The sequence below is a fragment of the Bacillus sp. FSL K6-3154 genome (assembly GCF_040869395.1).
Taxonomy (GTDB): Bacteria; Bacillota; Bacilli; order Bacillales; family Bacillaceae; genus Bacillus; species Bacillus safensis.
In genome coordinates this window covers 1,619,436-1,635,276 of the sequence record NZ_CP152033.1, presented here as the reverse complement: position 1 = coordinate 1,635,276, position 15,841 = coordinate 1,619,436, and the positions used below count along the sequence as shown (strand labels likewise).

General features: G+C 35.1%; 11 protein-coding genes and 2 pseudogenes. 12 read left to right on the top strand and 1 reads right to left on the bottom strand.

The window, feature by feature from the left end; genetic code table 11:
* The first annotated feature begins 41 nt into the window (after positions 1 to 41).
* The 9 genes from MHH61_RS08515 to MHH61_RS08475 all read left to right on the top strand — a co-directional run bounded on the left by MHH61_RS08515 (position 42) and on the right by MHH61_RS08475 (position 9,520).
* Positions 42 to 902, top strand: coding sequence for an S-adenosyl-l-methionine hydroxide adenosyltransferase family protein (locus MHH61_RS08515; protein ID WP_024427616.1), 861 nt, complete (start codon positions 42 to 44; stop codon positions 900 to 902).
* A gap of 14 nt (positions 903 to 916) precedes the next feature.
* Complete coding sequence (locus MHH61_RS08510; protein ID WP_024424020.1) at positions 917 to 1,474, top strand: ECF-type riboflavin transporter substrate-binding protein; 558 nt, start codon at positions 917 to 919, stop codon at positions 1,472 to 1,474.
* Positions 1,475 to 1,493: 19 nt separating this feature from the next.
* Positions 1,494 to 3,209, top strand: coding sequence for an ABC transporter ATP-binding protein (locus MHH61_RS08505; protein ID WP_125586996.1), 1,716 nt, complete (start codon positions 1,494 to 1,496; stop codon positions 3,207 to 3,209).
* Positions 3,200 to 4,030 (top strand): energy-coupling factor transporter transmembrane protein EcfT, encoded by an 831-nt coding sequence (locus tag MHH61_RS08500; protein WP_125586995.1) that lies wholly within the window; start codon positions 3,200 to 3,202, stop codon positions 4,028 to 4,030. Before MHH61_RS08505 ends, MHH61_RS08500 begins: the two co-directional genes overlap by 10 nt.
* 161 nt (positions 4,031 to 4,191) lie before the next feature.
* The gene (locus tag MHH61_RS08495) at positions 4,192 to 4,362 is read left to right on the top strand and encodes a CxxH/CxxC protein (protein WP_065215011.1); all 171 of its coding nucleotides are present in this window, start codon (positions 4,192 to 4,194) and stop codon (positions 4,360 to 4,362) included.
* A gap of 80 nt (positions 4,363 to 4,442) precedes the next feature.
* Positions 4,443 to 4,922 carry a 23S rRNA (pseudouridine(1915)-N(3))-methyltransferase RlmH gene (gene rlmH, locus MHH61_RS08490; protein ID WP_125586994.1) on the top strand — a complete coding sequence of 160 codons (480 nt, stop codon included), beginning with the start codon at positions 4,443 to 4,445 and terminating at the stop codon, positions 4,920 to 4,922.
* Positions 4,923 to 5,239: 317 nt separating this feature from the next.
* The gene (locus MHH61_RS08485; protein ID WP_125586993.1) at positions 5,240 to 6,775 is read left to right on the top strand and encodes a hypothetical protein; all 1,536 of its coding nucleotides are present in this window, start codon (positions 5,240 to 5,242) and stop codon (positions 6,773 to 6,775) included.
* A gap of 7 nt (positions 6,776 to 6,782) precedes the next feature.
* Entirely contained in the window at positions 6,783 to 7,430 is a 648-nt protein-coding gene (locus MHH61_RS08480; RefSeq protein ID WP_125586992.1) for a hypothetical protein, read from the top strand.
* Positions 7,431 to 7,432: 2 nt separating this feature from the next.
* The gene (locus MHH61_RS08475) at positions 7,433 to 9,520 is read left to right on the top strand and encodes an AAA family ATPase (protein WP_125586991.1); all 2,088 of its coding nucleotides are present in this window, start codon (positions 7,433 to 7,435) and stop codon (positions 9,518 to 9,520) included.
* Positions 9,521 to 10,093: 573 nt separating this feature from the next.
* Here MHH61_RS08475 and MHH61_RS08470 read toward each other — a convergent pair.
* Positions 10,094 to 11,297 (bottom strand): annotated as a pseudogene (locus MHH61_RS08470) (IS1182 family transposase).
* A 144-nt stretch (positions 11,298 to 11,441) separates the two neighbouring features.
* On the opposite strand from MHH61_RS08470, the gene MHH61_RS08465 reads away from it, so the two are divergent.
* The 3 genes and pseudogenes from MHH61_RS08465 (at position 11,442) to MHH61_RS08455 (ending at position 15,788) form a co-directional block, all read left to right on the top strand.
* Positions 11,442 to 14,552, top strand: a complete 3,111-nt coding sequence (locus tag MHH61_RS08465; protein ID WP_125586990.1) for an AAA domain-containing protein — start codon at positions 11,442 to 11,444, stop codon at positions 14,550 to 14,552.
* 35 nt (positions 14,553 to 14,587) lie between these two features.
* A pseudogene (locus MHH61_RS08460) lies at positions 14,588 to 14,725 on the top strand (MBL fold metallo-hydrolase); the annotation flags it as partial.
* A 760-nt stretch (positions 14,726 to 15,485) separates the two neighbouring features.
* A complete protein-coding gene (locus MHH61_RS08455) occupies positions 15,486 to 15,788 on the top strand; it encodes a helix-turn-helix transcriptional regulator (protein WP_039182804.1) in 303 nt (100 codons plus the stop codon).
* Positions 15,789 to 15,841 lie beyond the last annotated feature (53 nt).

Here is a 15,841-nt window from a genome sequence, read left to right as displayed (position 1 = left end):
GAAACACCACATCCATTTTTTCAAATGAAAGGGAGATTGACATGAGTGAACATGCATTGGTTTTACAATCAGATTTCGGCATTGATGATGGAGCTGTCAGTGCAATGTACGGAGTGGCAAATACGGTCAGCAGTAGCATCCGCATTTTTGATTTAACACACAATATTCCGCAGTATGACATTTGGGAGGCATCTTATCGCCTGCTTCAAACCGTCACATACTGGCCGGAAGAGACGGTATTCGTTTCCGTCGTTGATCCGGGCGTTGGATCAGAGAGAAAAAGTCTTGTCGTCAAAACGACAAGTTCACACTATATTATTACCCCAGATAACGGGACGCTCACGCACGTTGCCCAGGATATTGGCATTGTGGAAGCCCGTTATTTAGATGAAACCATTAACCGACTGCCAAAGTCGGGAAAATCACATACATTCCATGGGAGAGATATTTACGCTTATACAGGGGCGAGAATTGCATCAGGTGTGATTTCTTTTGAAGAGGTTGGGCCAAAGGCGAATATTGATGATATTATCCATCTTCCAGTCGTACAGGCTTATGCGGAAGAAGATGTGATCACAGGGACGATTGATATTTTAGATGTGAGATTCGGAAACCTATGGACAAATATTCATCACACGCTATTTGAACAGCTTTCAATTAATTATGGGGATGCAATAGAAGTTACCATTGCCAACGGGCCGAAAAATGTGTATAAAAATATCATGACCTATGGACGATCTTTTGCCGACTTAAAGGTAGGCGAACCACTCGTATATGTCAATTCACTCGACCATTTAGGCGTGGCGATCAATCAAGGGTCATTTGCAAAGGCTTATAACATCGGTACAGGCACAGGCTGGCGCCTTTCGATTCGCAAAGCTCCGCGCATTATATACGAATAAGAGGAGGATACATCATGGCAGGAAAACAACTTTCAACGAAAACTGTCGTTGCCATTGGAATTGGCGCAGCCGTCTTTGTGATTCTAGGACGATTCGTCTCCATTCCAACTGGTATTCCGAATACACAAATTGAAACCTCATACGCATTCCTTGCATTAATGGCCGTGCTATTTGGTCCTGTTGCAGGCGCACTGATTGGTTTTATTGGCCATCTCATTAAAGATGCGACCACATTTGGCCCTTGGTGGAGCTGGATTATTGTATCGGGTGTCGTTGGTTTATTGATCGGCTTTATTTCTAACCGTTTAAAAGTAGAAGAGGGAGACTTCGGTTGGAAGAAAATCACGCTCTTTAATGCCGTACAAGCAGGCGCACAGGCATTAGGCTGGTTTATCATTGCTCCTGTACTTGACATTGTGATCTATGCAGAACCGGCGAACAAAGTGTTTGTTCAAGGCATCGTGGCAGGGATTTCAAACATCATCACAGTTGGTGTACTAGGAACCATTATCATTGCAGCTTATGCGAAAACGAGAAGCAAAAGCGGCAGCCTATCGAAAGAAACATCATGAAGCAAGGTGGAACACATAAATGAAGAAACCGATGATTCAATTCGAACATTTCGGATTCAAGTATCGCAGTCAGGCAGAACCAACATTAAAGGATATCAACCTGACCATCTATGAAGGAGAAAAAATTCTCATCGCAGGCCCGTCTGGATCGGGAAAAAGCACACTAGCCCATTGTATCAATGGGCTAGTTCCTGCGTCTTATAAAGGTTCTATGGAAGGAAGTCTTCACATCGGCGGGAAAAATGCAGAGAAAGAGAACATTTTCTCCCTCTCACAGCTTGTCGGAACGGTGCTTCAGGACCCTGATGGACAATTCATCGGGCTGACCGTTGGAGAAGACATCGCATTTACACTTGAAAATGATCAAGTCACACGCGAAGAAATGAACACACGTGTCGAGGAAGCTGCCAGATTAACAGAGGTAGACGGAAAGCTGGCATCGTCCGTGCATGAGCTGTCAGGCGGGCAAAAACAACGTGTCGCCATTGCGGGTGTACTTGTCAACGATGTCGACATTTTACTGTTTGATGAACCACTTGCAAGCCTTGATCCCGCAACAGGTAAAGAAGTCATCGACCTCATTGACCGGCTGCAAAAACAAACGAAAAAAACCATCGTGATGGTTGAGCACCGATTAGAGGACGTCCTCTTCCGTCATGTGGACCGCATTATCGTTGTCAATGAAGGAACGATTGTAGCGGATATGACACCAGATGAATTGCTCGCCTCAAACGTATTAGAAGCGGCGTATTTACGTGAGCCTTTATATGTAAAGGCGATGAAATATGCAGGCATTCCGGTTGCGCCAGGAGATCAAATCGCTGATTTACAGCGTCTCACCTTAGACGACGAGGCAAAAGAGAAAATCGAGCAATGGATGGAAGCATCTGAGCCATCAGTAGAGCAGAGTGCAGCACAGGATTTACTAGAAGTGCGCGAGCTGTGCTTTGACTATCCAACAAGACCAAACACGCTGAGCAACATCTCTTTTACCGTCAAAAAAGGAGAAATGATCAGCATCGCAGGAGCCAATGGTGCAGGCAAGACGACATTATCTAAGGTGCTTTGTGCATTTGAAAAGCCAACGAAAGGGTCAATTCTTTTAAATGGTGATGACATCACAGGAGATACGATCAAACAGCGCTCCGAACGAATCGGCGTCGTCATGCAAAACCCAAATCAAATGATTTCAAAACAAATGATTTTTGACGAGGTGGCACTTGGTCTCGTTTTAAGAGGCGTAAAGGAAGACGAGATCAAGGAGCGTGTGGAGCGGGTTCTGAAGGTGTGCGGGCTGTACCCATTTCGGAAGTGGCCGATCTCAGCCCTTAGCTTTGGACAGAAAAAACGCGTCACCATCGCGTCAATTCTTGTATTAGAACCAGAAATCCTCATCTTAGATGAACCAACCGCAGGACAGGACTTTAAACATTACACAGAGATGATGACGTTTTTAGAGCAATTAAACCAGCAGGGTGTCACGATTTTCATGATCACCCATGATATGCACTTGATGCTTGAATACACAACAAGAACCATTGTCATTTCAGATGGAGAAAAAATCGCAGATGATACACCAGCCAAAGTGCTGACAGATCAGCTGCTTGTTCAAAAGGCGAGCTTAAAGGAAACATCGCTGTATGAACTGGCGCTGAAAGCTGATTGGCCGAATCCAAATGAACTCGTGGATCGCTTCATTGAGGTTGACAGAAAGGAACGAATGACATGGCTGTAGACATGCTGTCCTATATCGATCGCCCGTCGCCGATTCACCGGCTGACAGGTGCAACCAAACTCATTTGCTTTATCCTCTGGTCATCCGCAGCGATGCTCACGTATGATACAGGCGTTTTAGCCTTTATGTTAGCCGCCAGTATCGTGTTCTTTCAGCTATCGAACGTACGATTTCGTGATATTTCCTTCGTGGTGATCGTACTGGCGATTTTCCTAGTGATCAATAACATCGCCATTTACATCTTTGCGCCCCAGCAAGGTGTCGCCATCTACGGAGCAAAGCACGAGCTTTTTCATATCGCAGGCTGGTACAATGTCACGCTTGAACAGCTTTTCTATCAGTTGAACATTACGCTGAAATACGTGACCGTGATGCCAGCAGCGCTTTTATTTATTGTCACAACAAATCCAAGTGAATTCGCCTCATCTCTCAGCCGAATCGGCGTCAGCTACCGGATTTCGTATGCTGTAGCGATTGCTCTTCGCTATATACCAGATATTCAGCGGGATTTTCGCACGATCGCGATTTCTCAGCAAGCAAGAGGCATTGATTTATCGAAGAATGAAAAGTTGGGGAAACGAATCAAAAATGCGCTATCGATTGTGATGCCGTTGATTTTCTCCAGTTTGGAGCGGATTGAGACGATTAGCAATGCGATGGAGCTGCGGGGGTTTGGGAAACATAAAAAGCGCACATGGTTTACGGCAAAAGACTTTCAAAAAGCAGATTATGTGGCGTTATTGTTTGTTGGTGTGGTGCTGATCGTGTCGCTAGTGATTACATTTGTTAGAGGAACGAGATTTTATAATCCATTTTTATAGAAAGAAGCCTTCACAGGAGTGGAGGCTTCTTTGTTTGGTTTGTGGATAAAAGGTGTGAGAAATGGTAAAAGACTATTAACATGTGAATAAATCGGTTATATTGAACAATGAGCGAAACACTTGTGAATAACCAGACAACATATTGGAGGAATCAGAAACTTATGAACAAAACATTTTATGCGTGTGCAGAACACATAGAAACCGTATTAGACATGTACATAGATGATCATGAAACGCCGCCGGAATTCAGAAAAATCGAACATACACACAGTTTATCCACAACCTGTGAATTGTGCGATGAACCTGCAATATATATAGTGGGGAACGAATGATCGGACACAAAATACACAAATTTTATCCACAATTGTTGATAACTTATATGAATAACTTGTTCTTAAGGTGGGGATGACCTGTGAATATATCAATTATCACAGTAGGAAAATTAAAAGAGAAATATTTAAAGCAAGGCATAGCAGAATACACAAAGCGATTACAAGCCTATGCGAAAATCGACATCATTGAGCTCGCGGACGAAAAAGCACCCGAGAATCTCAGCGATCAAGACATGAAAATCATCAAAGACAAAGAAGGCGAACGCATCCTAAGCAAAATCAACCCAGACGCCCACGTCATCGCCCTCGCCATCGAAGGAAAAATGAAAACTTCCGAAGAATTAGCCGATACAATAGATAAGCTGGCAACATACGGAAAAAGCAAGGTATGTTTTGTTATAGGCGGATCCCTTGGATTAAGTGATGCTGTCATGCAGCGTGCAAATGAGAAGCTGTCGTTTTCGAGGATGACGTTTCCGCATCAGTTGATGAGGTTGGTGTTGGTGGAGCAGATTTATCGGGCGTTTCGGATTGTTCGGGGGGAGCCTTATCATAAATAGGGGAAAATTTCCTCCTGTTTCATTCGAGCCTATGGTGAATTAATCTATCATAGGCCATTATAGTATATATAAATTTAATATTGAAAGTGAATTTTCTAACTCAGCATATCTGAACAACTTGTATTAAGATAAAGTATTTTTACCTGCCGAGTAAATAGGAGTAAGGGAATGTTTGCTATTTGTAAAGTCACTTTGTTTATAAATTTAAGCAATGTTGGATTTTCGAAATGAAATCGGAGTAACATTTTGTTTAAATATGGTAAAATATTAGTAGTTACCTATTTTTCAAGAGATTATTGGTTGGAGGAAATGAAAATATGGCCACTAGTGAACTAATTATTTTCAAAAAAGATACAGATGCCCCTGGTTCTAACAGAGGTTTTATTTATCAGTATCTAAAAACATTGTTGCTTTGGTTAGATAATTACCAAAAAAATGAGAATATTACCATTTATTGTGAAGTTGATGATGATATCAAGGAAATTAATTTAATGGAACAGACAGTTAGGTTCACCCAATTGAAGTGTTATTCAACGGCTTTGAATATAAATAGTGAGGAGATTAAAAAGTCTCTTTATAATTATTTTCTCTTACATTTGATATACGAAGGGTATGACGGGGAATATGTATTTGAGACAAACACCCATATCTCAAAAAGAGATACTACTATTGAAAAGTGGATGGAACTACAAGGAAACTTAGGTGAAAATCAAGTATTACAAAAAACCTGTGTTTCTAAAACTAAAGAAATGTTACTTGAAATTTTTGAAGACGAAAAAAAATCTATGGAAAAGGCGATTCAAAAAAAGATAGCTACACGTAATGAGAAAACTAATAATGCACCCTTAGAAAATGAGGAAATGAGAATAGAGATTGAGAAACTCAATAAAGAACTTGAGATTATTCAGAATCTATCAAAAAACTTTAAGAGCAAAATTGATAATGATAATATTATGGAGGATTTTACAAATAGAATCAGGTGGATATTTGAAAGTATAGAAGCTGTTCAATCTATTGAAGTGTTAAAAGAAAAGGCGAATGAAGCTTTGAGAAATTTTTCAAAAGACGAGAGTAGAGTAGATTTATATTTCGGTAGATTACTTACGGAAATTAATTTTAAAGCTGTAAAAGAAAAAAGGGAGCATAGGTTTCTTGATAATCAATTATTAGGGAAGATTCTCAATGAAACAGATGATGTCATTCGCTTAGGAATTGATAAAGCAGTATTAAAAGAGTTTGACATACTTAGTTTAAAAATCGGGCAAGAATTCTCTGGACTTAATCAAAATATTTCTGATTCAGAAAATCGAATTAGAAACGATATAAATTCTTGGGGAACACGGCTTGAACATCAGTTTCAATCTACTACAAGCGATGCAGAGTATTATTTGTACGAGATGCCGAGAATCGAACCTGAAGAAGTGGAAGAATTTATAGAAAAAGAAAATAATCAGGAACAAAGTAGGCTGGAGATGAAGTTTAATAAAATCGAAGGAATTGATAAAGAGAATAGAAATAATTTGCTGCAGACAGCTACTGAATTAAGGTGTAGGTACTTGTTATATATACAAATGCTCAGTTTTCAAAATTTCCACCGAGAGTATGATGAAATTAAAAAGTTGGAGAAGAAAATAGAAGATATTTGTAACGATGCTGTTTTAGAGTTGCAAATGGATAATCAAATTACTTCAGCAAGCTTTTATCTTAGATTTAAAAAGGAACTTAAATTAGCCTTGAAAGAATTTAATTCACTAGTGAAAATTAAAAAGTTTAATGTGGATCTAGATATTGTATATGGTCAAATGTTTCATATGGCAGCGAAGTGCTTTTTAAGATGGCATAGAGAAAGGTAAGAGTGATATGGATAAAAAAGTGAATTTTACGGAGGATTTTTTTGATATATTAATTAAAAATGAAGTAATTATGGAAGCGGCACCATTAGATGAACAACAGGAATACATTCAACCGGATGATGATTTTGATTTTCATGCATATAGAATTTTACTTTTGATTAGAATATGCGGAATTATCAATGAACCATTCTTTAGTAAATCTACCATATATGGTAGAGGGAAATTTTCGTTCTTTGATTTTCTCATTCGTTACCCTTTTTATTTAAAAAGAGTGATTGATATTGAAAAAAAAACTAAGCTCTTAGACGATTTAAAACTTAAATCATTTGAATCCGAAAGAGCGCTTTCACCAATGATCAAATATATTCGAGGTCCTTGGGACCATAGGTATGATGCGATTTTAAATTATATGGTGAGCAAAGGTTTGATTAGAGTTGAATTTAATAATTTCAATAAAAATAAAAAAGCAATGTGCTTAACTTTGACGAAATTAGGAATTGAAATTTCAGAGCAAATAATAGAAGAAGAACCCGTTTGGGTAGATAGGATGGAAATTATTAATACTATCTTTCCTAAAAATTCAACTAATGAAAGAATAAATGATTATATAAGAAAGCATTTTCCATCTCTAATGCTTGGAATTGAAGGTGAGTAGAAGTGTTTATTGAAGCCATAAAAATAAGAATCTTAGCTAAAAGTGGCATCCAGTATGGCCGTTATCTTAATTTTTTAGTAGATAACGAAATAAGTGAAGTTAATATGATTTTTGGAAAGAATACTTTGGGGAAATCTACACTTATTGAAAGTATTGTATATGGCCTAAACGGTGAGGCTATCTATGGGAAGAAACAGAAAGAAATTATTAATTTTAAATTGTTACTACGAAAATTTATGGATGAAAGTCTCGAACATGCTGAAATTTATTTACAATTAAAAAGTAATGGAAATCGAATTGTTGTATTAAGAGATGCTGTTGAATATAATGAGTCAGTTATTATTTTTAAGAATGTTTCGTTAGAAGAACACGATACAGGGATGACATTAGATAGTCGAGCAAGTGAAAAGGAATTTTATAAAATTAATAAAGATAAAAATATGGTTGGGAATTTAACATATCAAGAGTTTTTGTTTTCATTTTTAGGTATAGAACCAATTCGTAAAGTAAGCCAAGATTTAGAGGTGGGTACTGAAAGACATGAGGGAAGGTTAATCTTTTATATTCAAAACATATTACCCCTTTTTGTTGTGCCACAAGAAGCTTGGACTGATATTCAAACAACAAATCCAAAATATGAAATCGCAGATATAAAAAAAACTGCGTTTGAATTTATACTGGCACTTTCTAGTACTGATGTTGCTAAATATAGACATTCATTGGAATTCTATAATTCACAATTAAGACAAAAGAGGAATTCTTTAAACGATTTACAAGAAGTAGTGCAATTATTGTCTCATGTAGAATTAGAACAAATAGATGAAGAAATTAGAGATAAAGAAAATGAAGTAAATGACCTACAAAAGAAAATTGCAGAGTTGGTAAAAGGCAACAGCGTAGTCGATAACGTCCTAAAAGAAATTCGCTCTAAATATCGTCAAATGATTATGGAGGCTAAGAAACATGAAGAATCGATAGAATTACTGGAAGCTGAAACACACCAATATCAGTATTACATAACTAAAATTGAATCAGATATTGAGAAAAATGATAAGCTTAAAACTGCAAAAAAATTAATTGGAATTTTACCTATTGAGACATGCCCAAGATGCTTAAATGACATAAATATTAAGGAAAAAGAAGAATTGTCTTCTGGATGTTGCGGTTTATGTGGTTCGGAATTAAAAAATGTAAGTAATACGGTTCAAACACTACAATACCTATTGGATGAGCTGAAAGATTTTAAAAGATTAATGAAAGAAAAGGAAGATGCAAAAAAGGGGATTGCAAACAAATTGTTCTTAGTTCGTTTGGAATTAAAAGAGTTGAGACAAACAATGGATACTTATGAAGACCAACTAAAACCGCAAAGCATGGAACAATATGATTTCTTTTCAAGAGAAGTTGGACGAATAGAAAATAGCATTAAAGAATTAAAGAAAGATAAAGAGATATTGAGGAAATATGAAAGTATTAATATTGAAAAGGATAAAATCGTTAAAAAAATCAAAAATCTAAAGAAAAGTATTAAAGAAGCAAAAGCCAGTGAGGATTTAGATAAAGGAAAACTTGATACTTTTGAAGAGAAATTCAAAGATATTCTCTTTAAATTAGATTTTCTAAAAGATGGTTTCGATACTTCTAAAGTTGATAATTTAGATAAGTCGATTAAGGGAAAAGGGAATAAGGAAGTAAGTTTAATAAATAGAATATATAAACAAATAAAGATAGACAGAGAAGATTATTATCCCAAAATTGACGGAGTTAACCTGTATAATATTACTTCAAGCAGCGGATTGATAAGAATAATTTTGGCTTATTATTTAGCTTTATTGAAGACTAGCTTAATATATTCTAATTCCACAAATCATCCATATTTATTAGTATTAGATGAACCGAGACAGCAAAATTTAGATATAGATACGTTTAACCAATTTTTAAATGAGTTGTATCTATTAAAAAATGAATATCCTAAGCAATTACAAATAATCTTGGCTTCCTCGGAAGAAGGAACTGTAAAAAAAGAAGATATTAGATTGTATTTAAACAAAACAGATAATAAATTAATTAAAGAGATTAACGAAAAGTAATTAAATATTAAGTAAATTCAATACTCTAATAATTAAAAACATAAGTTGAAAGATATTATCAAGAAAAACGTAATCTTATGTAAAAATATAATATAAGTAATATGATATTAATAAATATAAACTAGTCTACCAAAGCAGTTTTGAATAGGAAAGTCATTGTTCTTAAGCTTTTAGATAACTATGGTTAACCAGTTTAGCTTTTAATAAAAATGAATAAATATACATCTTAGACTGGGGAGAATTAGGGTATTTATTCTTCAAAATCAAATGCTACATTTTTTAATCGAACTTTATCAGGATCTCTCTAATCATCATGCGTTCATTGGTCACGAAATTGAAGTTGATGTCCATCCAGATGATTTTGCAGTTTTCATTGGAGAAGCTGATTATCAAGTGGATAGATTAGCTAATGGATGGTTTATCTGCTAAAAAAAAGATAACAGAATTAGTTCATTTATAGATCAAGCAAGCGCCATTCAATTCTATTGAATGACGCTCAGACCGTACACAAACCCCACCTTTACTTCAAATAAAAGTGGGGTTTTCGCATTTTTTGTAAAAACATAATATGTTTTACGCTGGATATGGTTTTTTCCATGTCCAATTTGTTAGCTTTCTAAGGTTCATAGCAGCGAAATTAAGCATCGCTTGCATTGAAACTTTTTTAGTCCACGAAGTTTCGTCCAACGCATACCATGCTTTTCTTTTGCATCCGCAAAAACGCGTTCAATTGTTTCTTTCCGTTGTGCAGATGCTCTTATTTATTTCAGTGAATCTCAGGTTGTCTGCTTCATCTAGGTAATCCTGCCAAATGTGCCGATGAATTTGTTTGATGTGGTTTGACTTTGTGTACAGTTATCTAAAATTGAGCAGTACTTACATACTTCTGAATCGGATGCATATTGCTTATAGCCTCCTCTAGTCGTTTTACGATAAGAGAGAATTTGCCCGTTGGGGCAAATATAAAAATCAAAATATGCATCATATAAGTATTCATTCTTTTTCAAATAACCAGCTGTTGTTCTTGGGCGAGTGTAAGGCATAACAGGCCCGATCTTTTGATTCATTAAAAATTTAGCGATGTAAGGTGTTTTATATCGAGCATCTACTGCTACTATATTTGGTTTTCCCATTTTCTCTGTCACCTTTGATACGAGTGAATCTAACATAAGAATATCATGAAGATTGCCACCTGTGACCAGTGATCCTAGAATAAACCCTTTTGAATCACAAGCTGTATGAAATGAATAAGCAAATGATTTTTCACGTTTATCCTTTACATAGTAGCCACTCTCTGCGTCAGTTGTGCTGACCTTGACTTCTTTTGTTTCTTCTTTATTCTGTAGGGGTAAAGGCTTTTTTTCATGTTATTCACGATCAATATTGATCTCTTCATGAAGCTGGTTTTGATAACTTCTCGTCTCAACTCGAACGGTTTTCTTTTCAAGTTTTTTCTTATTGGAGTTTCCTTTGACATGAGTTGAATAAATGAATGCGACAGAAGGGTCAACGAGGCCTTTTTTTCATCGCTTCTCTGAAGATTCGATAAAAAATTTGTTCGAATAAATCTGTATCGTGGAAGCGTCTCACGTAGTTTTTACCGAAAGTAAAAAAGTGCGGAATTGTCGGAACTATAATGATCTTTGACAAGATTACAAACAAAGTCAAATTCGATTGTTTAATCTATTTTCCATACAAGATGATCATCAGGCACTAATTCATCTAAAGCCACTACTTCTAATTGATTTCGTCTTTCTTCTTCACGTTTTGATAACATGTTTAGTTGATATTTTGCTGTTTCATATAACTGCAATATGGAATTGAGTGACACTGGAAAAGTATGTTATTATTTAATATTAAAGAGTCAAAAACTATTCAAAAGTATAATTATTTAAATATGCTCGATAACAGGAGATATAGCATGAATAAAAAGGAAGATATTCTAAGTGCATGGATTACAATAGAGCAGTTAGCAGAAGGTTCAATTAATAAAAATGGTAAATTATTAAAGACATTTCATCGTATTGAAAAAGATTGGCAACAATTCTTTATGAATTTTTTATATTATCAAAAACAACACAATAATATGTCAGATAAAGCCTTTAAAAAGTCTGGAATCGTATTTTACTTTGGTATTTTCAATTTCCAAGAAGTTGTTGATATTTTGAGAGAAAAATATAATATTGAGAAAACTTATGAGGAAATAAGTAATTCGGAAAAATTTACTTTCGCTTTATATTTTGATCATCAACTAAATCTGGTGGCTGATAAATTGTTTTTAACAATGAGCGGTTATATTCGCGAACATGGCCATTTACCTGATGATTTTTTAAAAGTTGAAACTTTATTTAGGGAAGAATTAGTTCGAAAATTTGAAGAGGGTTTTCATAATGTATTCTCTGAACTTATACAAAAGTATCATGTATCAATAGATAATTTCCGTTATAAATTCATACGACATCTGGATAATGAGGATATAAATCTACATTCATTCTTTATTGAAGATTTAAAAATGGCAAAGTTAATTGATACTGAAAATATAAACAGATATTTTAATGGGTTTACTGGAAATAGAAGAAATCTAGACAGTCATAAAGAGTCTGAACATTTTAACGCTTATATTTTTGAGGAAATTGCTTTAAAACCAAAATATTATCCGTTAGGACGTTTTCCATCAAACCCTGATTATGCACTCTATTTTATGCAACAAGCAGCTGTCAATTTAGCTTTAAACGACAAAAACGATATCCGAAGTATTAACGGCCCACCAGGAACAGGCAAGACAACATTGTTGAAGGATATTTTTGCTGATTTAGTCGTACAACAGGCTCTAGCTATTTCAAATCTTTCTAATAAAGTGATTCAAGGCAGTCTGGCCTATTGGCAAAATGCTAAACTTGGCGTGTTACCACGATCTATTTCTGATAAGAATATTATTGTGGCAAGTTCAAATAATGGAGCAGTCCAAAATATCGTTAATGAATTACCGGTGAAAGAAGAGATTCCAAAATGTTTTCAAGATCAATTAGAGAAAGCAAATTATTTCAAAGATATCTCTAATTCTCAACTAAAAGGAGAAGGATTTGGGAAAGATCGATACATTATAAGTGAACTGCTCAATGATAAAAATTGGGGTGTTTTTTCATTAGAAGGTGGAAATTCAATCAACATGAATAAATTGCTTCTCAATATAGAGACAATTGAAAAAGATTTAGAGGAAGATGATCAATCGAATACTGGAGTATATCAGGAATTCAAACGGCTTTATAATAAATTAAAAGTTGAAAGAGACAAAGTAGAAAAATATAGCCAAAAATTATATAAAATACGAAAACTAAAGATCAATTATATAAATCAAGTTAAAGAATTTGAAAATGAGAAAACAGAAAAACATAAAGTTTTGACTAGTAATGAAAAAGAAGCAAAAGCTGAATTAGAGAGACTTAGAGAAGAGGAATTAAAATTTCAAAAAGTTTTATCTAATGTTTCTGTTGAACTTGAAAATTTATCAAGGGCAGAAGTACAAGCTGAACGAAATTATCATGTTCTTACTTCACAAAAGCCTAGTTTTTTATGGTTTCAGAAAATATTTAATAAATCTAAAGTCGAACATTATTTCAAAAAGCTAAGCAGCGTGAATGAACACTTAAATGATCTAACTCAACAAAAAACAACACTTACAAATGATTATAGACAGCTTGAAAAGCATCTAGCTAAAAATGCTGTTAAAAAAGAGTATACTCAAAAACAAATGATGGAAAGAAAATCTACCTATGAACGATGGGTGAATGCTAAGAATAATGATTTGGGAAAAATGAAAAAAGAAATTGATGCATTTGAAAAGAACAAGTCACAAAATGAAATTAAGGAAATAGACTTTTCTTTATCATACGAAGAACTCCAAAAGTCTAATCCTTGGTTTACAAAGGAGTTTCGTATTTTACAATCAGAATTATTTATTTCGGCTTTAAAAGTTAGAAAGCAATTCCTCAATGAGAACGTAAGAAATTTAAAAGCAGCAAGGATTATCTGGAATAAACAATCAAATTACATTGCGAAAGAGAATGGCCATGAGATAATTTCAGAAGCATGGCAATGGATCAATTTCGCTGTGCCAGTTATCAGTACAACTTTTGCAAGTTTTGGTCGAATGTTTAAAAACCTCAAGGAAAATTCAATAGGCAACTTATTTATTGACGAGGCTGGTCAAGCATTACCGCAGGCTAGTGTAGGAGCCATTTTTAGAAGTAAAAAAGTAATGGTTGTTGGAGACCCCTCACAAATAAGGCCCGTATTAAATTTAGATCCAAATGTTTTAACTTTGATTGGAAGACACTATAACGTAGACGAAAAATTTGTATCTGCTAATGCATCCACTCAAACAATAGTAGATGATACTAGTCAGTATGGATTCCAAAAAAACGAAGACGAATGGATTGGAATTCCACTGTGGGTACATAGACGTTCAAACTATCCAATGTTCACGATTTCTAATGAAATTTCTTATGATGGTTTAATGGTACAAGGAAAAAATGAAGATGAGGTGCAAGGGAGATCAGAGTGGCTTCATTGTGTGGGAAAGGCGAATGACAAATATGTTAAAGAACAAGCTGAGTTATTGAAAAAACAAATTACTGAGCGGATACAAGCAAATACAGATTTAGCTAATGATATCTATGTGATATCTCCTTTTAGAAATGTTGCTTATCAAATTGCACGAGTTTTAGATGAAATAACCTTTACTAAACGAAAAGAAGGTAAACCAATAAATGTAGGTACTGTTCATACTTTTCAAGGAAAAGAAGCTAAAATTGTCTATTTTGTCCTAGGAACAGATTCAAATAGCAGTGGAGCAGCAAAGTGGGCTGTTTCAGAGCCCAATATAATGAATGTTGCGGCCACTCGAGCTAAAGAAGAATTTTATATTATTGGTGATAAGAAATTGTATGCATCTCTTGGAAGTGACGTTGCAAACAAGACTATTTCAATTATTAATGACTATAATAATGCTTGTAACCGGCTGCGTAAGTAGTACTTCAATATACAATCTAAGAAAGCAGGCAAACCATGCACACAATCAAAAAAATAGGCCGAACCTTCTCATACATCACACCAGTATCACGAACAGACCGCCCCATCCTAGGCATGGTCGTAGGCAATAACAAAAAATTAATCATCGATACCGGTAATTCAGAAGATCATGCGGCTGATACGGTGAAAGAAATATTGCGTCTTTTAGATGAGTTAGAAGCTTTTGATGCAGATACGTATATTCCTTCACACCAAAGACCGTGGACAAAATGTGGTGGAGATCACCAGAGAATCGTGAGTGAATATCAAGTACATGTGAACAGAGAATTGAAAGAAGATGAATTAGAAACCATTATTTACTTTGTGAATGGTGATTAAATAATCTCTAAAAAAAGTCTCATTTGAGTGATTTCCCTCAAACGAGACTTTTTTTGCATCACGGATTGTCACAGACTTATTTTTGGCATTGATAATAAAAACAATCCCAAGTAGGCTTAATTTTCAGGTCGTTGTTTTCGTCCAAAAAAATCAAATCGCTTCACGCAATTGATGGTTCTAAAATGACAATTTTTCATTGTTTCTCCTTTCATTATCACTTGAGAAGTGTTTCATGAGCTAATTAGAGATCTGCCAACATTAAATAATACTTTAAGAATCTTGGTAGATAATAACCTCATTTAAGGGCATCACGGTGAGCCTTATCATAAGTTAGTGAGGGGTGAGAAGGCTAAATTTAGCTGTACAAGCAGAAAAAAAGTACTCTAATCCTTTTCCATCAAACATCTCCATTGCACCAGGATAGAAGATATAACCACCCCGCAAAAAAACGCGATTAAGCCTAAAGCTGCGGGAATGAACTAGTAAAATAGAATGTTGTAAGGAATCTCAAACAACACATGTTGACATATCGTTATTTATCGATATAATGGGGTGTATGGAGCCAATAGAAGTTTTCAAAGCCTTATCCAATGAATCCAGACTGCAAATTTTACAATGGTTAAAGGAACCTGATCGTCATTTTACACCCCATGAAGGGATTGATATGAATACTACAGGGGTATGTGTTAGTCAAATAACAGATAAATTGAAAATGACGCAATCAACAGCATCTCAATATCTTTCAATTTTACTACGAGCTGGATTAATTACGACAGAGCGTATAGGTAAATACACGTATTATAAAAGAGATGAAAATGCCATAAAACAAATTGCTGAGATTCTAGAAAAAAATATTTAATAAATGAACTGAATTCATACATCAGAATTCAGTTTCATTTATTAAATACAAAT